General features: G+C 72.6%; 4 protein-coding genes. 3 read left to right on the plus strand and 1 reads right to left on the minus strand.

What is annotated here, in order from left to right; translation table 11 throughout:
- Positions 1-311: GntR family transcriptional regulator (locus ETD96_RS41600; protein ID WP_138641980.1), on the minus strand; the 311-nt coding region annotated here is incomplete at its 3' end.
- A gap of 113 nt (positions 312-424) precedes the next feature.
- Between ETD96_RS41600 and ETD96_RS41605 the strand changes: the two genes are divergently transcribed.
- The 3 genes from ETD96_RS41605 (at position 425) to ETD96_RS41615 (ending at position 4,437) form a co-directional block, all read left to right on the plus strand.
- Positions 425-1,366: an EamA family transporter gene (locus ETD96_RS41605; RefSeq protein WP_138641981.1), complete on the plus strand. Its 942-nt coding sequence runs from the start codon at positions 425-427 to the stop codon at positions 1,364-1,366.
- Between the two features lies 1 nt (position 1,367).
- Positions 1,368-3,008, plus strand: coding sequence for a fumarate hydratase (locus ETD96_RS41610; protein WP_138641982.1), 1,641 nt, complete (start codon positions 1,368-1,370; stop codon positions 3,006-3,008).
- A 166-nt stretch (positions 3,009-3,174) separates the two neighbouring features.
- Positions 3,175-4,437: a serine/threonine-protein kinase gene (locus ETD96_RS41615; protein ID WP_138641983.1), complete on the plus strand. Its 1,263-nt coding sequence runs from the start codon at positions 3,175-3,177 to the stop codon at positions 4,435-4,437.
- The last annotated feature ends 171 nt before the right edge of the window (positions 4,438-4,608 follow it).

Raw genomic sequence — 4,608 nt, forward strand, 5'->3', positions numbered from 1 at the left:
GGGCGGGGTGTCGCGCCGTGTCGCGGCGGCGCGCCGTCCGGCGGGGCGGCGGACGTGTCGGGGCGGGCCAGGGGTGCGACCCGGGTGCCGTCGCCGCGCCGCGCGATGAGGAAGCCCTCCGCGGTGAGCTGCTCGTACGCGGTGACGACGACGCCGCGGGAGACGTCCAGGTCGCGCGCCAGGTCGCGGCTCGACGGCAGCCGGGTCCCGGCGGTCAGCCGGCCGGAGCGCACGGCCGCGCGGAAACCGGCGGCGATCTGCGCCGCCAGCCGGCCGGCGGACCGGTCCAGGGGAAGGTGAAGGTCGGTCACATCACCCTCAGCGCCAAGAGGGAGCCCGAGCGTCACCGGGCCGGTAATGGTCCATAGTCAAGCATGGCGATTGGCTCTGTTTGCAGGACCAAGTGCGCCTTAGCGTTCCGTCCATGAACACGTCTCACAGGCGCGGCGCGGTCGGCGCGGGGTCCGCGATGTTCCTCGTCGGCACGCTGACCGCCGTCTCGGCGACCATCTCCGGCTATCCCGTCTTCGGCGGCCAGGCGGTCCGGTACGCCGTCGCCGCGCTCATCCTGCTCGCCGTCGCGCGGTTCGCCGGCGGTCCCGCGCGGCGGCCGTCCGCGCGGGACTGGGCGCTGCTGGCGGCCCTGGCGGCGACCGGGCTGGTCGCGTTCAACGTCTGCATCGTGGCGGCCACCGCGGACACCAGCCCGGCCACGATCGGCACGGTGATCGCGGCGGTCCCGATCGTGCTGGCGCTCGCCGGGCCGCTGCTGGAGGGGCGCCGGCCGGCCCCGGCGGTGATCGTGGCGGGCTGCGCGGTGGCGGCCGGCGCGGCGCTCGCGGGCGGGCTCGGCGGCGGGAGCGTCCGCGGGCTGCTGCTCTCGCTGGGCGCGCTGGCGGGCGAGGTGTGCTTCTCGCTGCTGGCCGTCCCGCTGCTCCCCCGGCTCGGCCCGCTGCGGGTGTCCGCCTACTCCGCCGCGCTGGCCGCCCCGATGCTGCTCGCCGCCGGGCTGCTCGCGGACGGGACGGCGGTGCTGCGCGTCCCGACCGCCGCCGAGGCGGCGGGCTTCGGCTACCTGACCGTCGTCGTCACCACGGTCGCGTTCCTGCTCTGGTACGACGCGATCGGCCGGCTCGGCGCCGACCGCGCCGGGCTGTTCGCGGGGCTGGTCCCGGTCAGCGCGCTGGTCACGACGGTCGTGCTCGGCCTCGGCCGGCCGGGCGCCGCCGAGCTGGCGGGGGCCGCGCTGGTCGCGGCGGGCGTCGTGGCGGGGCTGCGCGCGCGGGTCGCCCCCCGTGAACCCGCGCTCCGCGAACCCGTAGCCTGTGAGGCGGCCCCCATCGGAATCGCGCGAGGATCTGCCTGAGATGCCTGAGTTCTCCTACACCGACCTGCTGCCGCTCGGCCCGGACGAGACCGACTACCGGCTGCTGACCTCCGACGGCGTGTCCGCGTTCGAAGCGAACGGCCGGACGTTCCTGCAGGTCGAGCCGGAGGCGCTGCGGCTGCTCACCGAGACCGCGATGCGCGACATCGCGCACCTGCTGCGCCCGGCGCACCTCGCGCAGCTCCGCCGGATCCTGGACGACCCCGAGGCGTCCCCGAACGACCGGTTCGTGGCCCTGGACCTGCTGAAGAACGCGGGCATCGCGTCCGGCGGCGTCCTGCCCATGTGCCAGGACACCGGCACCGCCATTGTGATGGGCAAGCGCGGCCAGCACGTCCTGACCGACGGGGCCGACGAGGAGCACATCTCGCGCGGCGTGTACGACGCGTACACGAAGCTGAACCTGCGCTACTCGCAGATGGCGCCCGTCACGATGTGGGACGAGAAGAACACCGGCTCCAACCTGCCCGCGCAGATCGAGCTGTACGCGGCCCCCGGCGACGCCTACAAGTTCCTGTTCATGGCCAAGGGCGGCGGCAGCGCGAACAAGTCGTTCCTGTACCAGGAGACCAAGGCCGTCCTGAACCCGAAGCGGATGATGTCCTTCCTGGAGGAGAAGATCCGCTCGCTCGGCACCGCCGCGTGCCCGCCGTACCACCTGGCGATCGTGGTCGGCGGGACGTCCGCCGAGTACGCGCTGAAGACGGCCAAGTACGCCTCGGCCCACTACCTGGACACGATGCCGACGGAGGGCTCCCCGCTCGGCAACGGCTTCCGCGACCTGGAGCTGGAGCTGCAGGTGTTCGAGCTGACGCAGAAGCTCGGCATCGGCGCCCAGTTCGGCGGCAAGTACTTCTGCCACGACGTGCGGGTGATCCGGCTGCCCCGGCACGGCGCGTCCTGCCCGGTGGCGATCGCGGTGTCGTGCAGCGCCGACCGGCAGGCCCTCGCCAAGATCACCGCGGAGGGCGTGTTCCTGGAGCGGCTGGAGACCGACCCGGCGCAGTACCTGCCCGACACCACCGACGAGCACCTGAACGACGAGGTCGTCCGGATCGACCTGAACCGGCCGATGGACGAGATCCGCGCCGAGCTGACCCGCTACCCGGTGAAGACGCGGCTGTCGCTGACCGGCCCGCTGGTCGTGGCCCGCGACATCGCGCACGCCAAGATCAAGGAGCGGCTGGACGCGGGCGAGCCCATGCCGCGGTACCTGCGCGACCACGCCGTCTACTACGCGGGGCCCGCCAAGACGCCGGAGGGCTACGCGTCCGGCTCGTTCGGCCCGACCACCGCCGGCCGGATGGACTCCTACGTCGAGCAGTTCCAGGCGGCCGGGGGCTCGCTGGTGATGCTGGCCAAGGGCAACCGGTCCAAGCAGGTCACGGACGCGTGCAAGGAGCACGGCGGGTTCTACCTCGGCTCGATCGGCGGCCCGGCCGCCCGCCTCGCCCAGGACTGCATCAAGAAGGTCGAGGTCCTCGAATACCCGGAACTCGGGATGGAGGCCGTCTGGAAGATCGAGGTCGAGGACTTCCCGGCGTTCATCGTGGTGGACGACAAGGGCGAGGATTTCTTCGCCGACACCACCGGCCCCGTCCTCAGCATCGGCAGGCGCTGACCCGCCGCGGCGGCTCTCGGGCGGTCCGCTGGGCGGGCCGTCCGGGAGGCCGCGGGGCGCCCGGCCGCCGGGTTTCTCGTCAGTAGGTCACAGTATTGGGCCGAAAATATAGTTCCTCCTGAGGTCTCCCGGATGACCGCCTGGCCACTCCGGTATCTTTTCCGCCATGTCACAGTCAGAGCGCCTCGTTCTAGCGACGCGCTACCGGCTGGTCTCGGAAATAGGTCAGGGTGCCAACGGCATCGTCTGGAGAGGGCATGACGAGCTCCTCGATCGCGCTGTGGCGATCAAAGAGCTGCGGCTCCCCGAAGACCTCTCCGAGGACGACCGGGTGGTCTTCTACCGCCGCACCCTGCGGGAGGCGCGCGCGCCCGCTCAGCTGCGCACGCACTCCATCGTCGAGGTGTACGACGTCGTCATCGAGCAGGGCCGTCCCTGGATCGTGATGGAGATGATCGAGGCGCCGAGCCTCGAACAGCTCATCGAGCGGTCGGGCCCGCTCCCGCCCGAACGCGTCGCGCACATCGGCCGCGCCCTGCTGGACGCCCTCAACACCGCGCACAAGGCCGGGATCGTGCACCGCGACCTCAAGCCGAGCAACGTGCTGCTGGACGGCGACCGGGTCGTGCTGACCGACTTCGGGCTCGCGTTCTCCTCCGGCTCGGCGAGCCTGACCAAGACGGGCCACTTCATGGGCTCGCCCGCGTACGTGGCGCCCGAGGTCGCCGCCGGGGAGAAGGCCACCCCCCGGTCGGACCTGTGGTCCCTCGGCGCGACGCTGTACGCGGCGCTGGAGGGCCGCCCGCCGTTCGAGCGCGAGAACGTGATGGCGACGCTGTCCGCGCTGGCGAACGAGTCGACCCCGTCCCCGCAGAACGCGGGCGCGCTCGCGCCCGTCATCACCGGGCTGCTGGAGAAGAACCCGACCCGCCGGCTCAGCCACGCGCGGGCCGTCGACCGGCTGGAGCGGGCCCTCGCCGGGCCGCGCTCGGGCCGCCGCCCGCCGACGCCCCGCTACCGGCTGATGGCCGTGATCGCGCTGATCGGCGCGACCGTCGCGTCCTGCGGGATCGGCGCGACCGCGCTCATCGTCGGCATGATGCGGGAGAGCCCGGGGCCCTCCCCCACCGCCACCACGTCCAGCCCCGCCGGCTCGTCGCAGGCCGCCGCGCCGCCCGGCGTCGCGTCCGCCACGCTGGTCGTGCGGGCCCGCACCGACACGTGCAAGATCTTCGTGTCGGTGCCCGGCAACGCGATGACCGTGCTCAGCGACGAGACCCTGCACAAGGGCGACGCGCGGCGCTACGACCAGCCCCGCCTGAACGCGGTGGTCTACGACGCGTCCGCCTGCGACGTGTGGGTGAACGGCGAGCAGAAGCCGCCCGGGGCGCCCGGCGAGCGCAAGAACTACACCCTGAACAAGGGATGAGGCGGGGCCGGGGGACGGCTGCTGGGCCGACATGGCGACGCAGTCGTGACGCCGTTCCCGGTGGCGCCATTTGCGGTGATGTTCTTCGCGGCCATTTCGACTCCCATTCGATGTGACCGGCGACCGGAATTTCGGTGCCGTTCCCGTTCATCGGGAGCTCGACCATTTCTC

Source organism: Actinomadura geliboluensis, from assembly GCF_005889745.1.
GTDB lineage: Bacteria > Actinomycetota > Actinomycetes > Streptosporangiales > Streptosporangiaceae > Spirillospora > Spirillospora geliboluensis.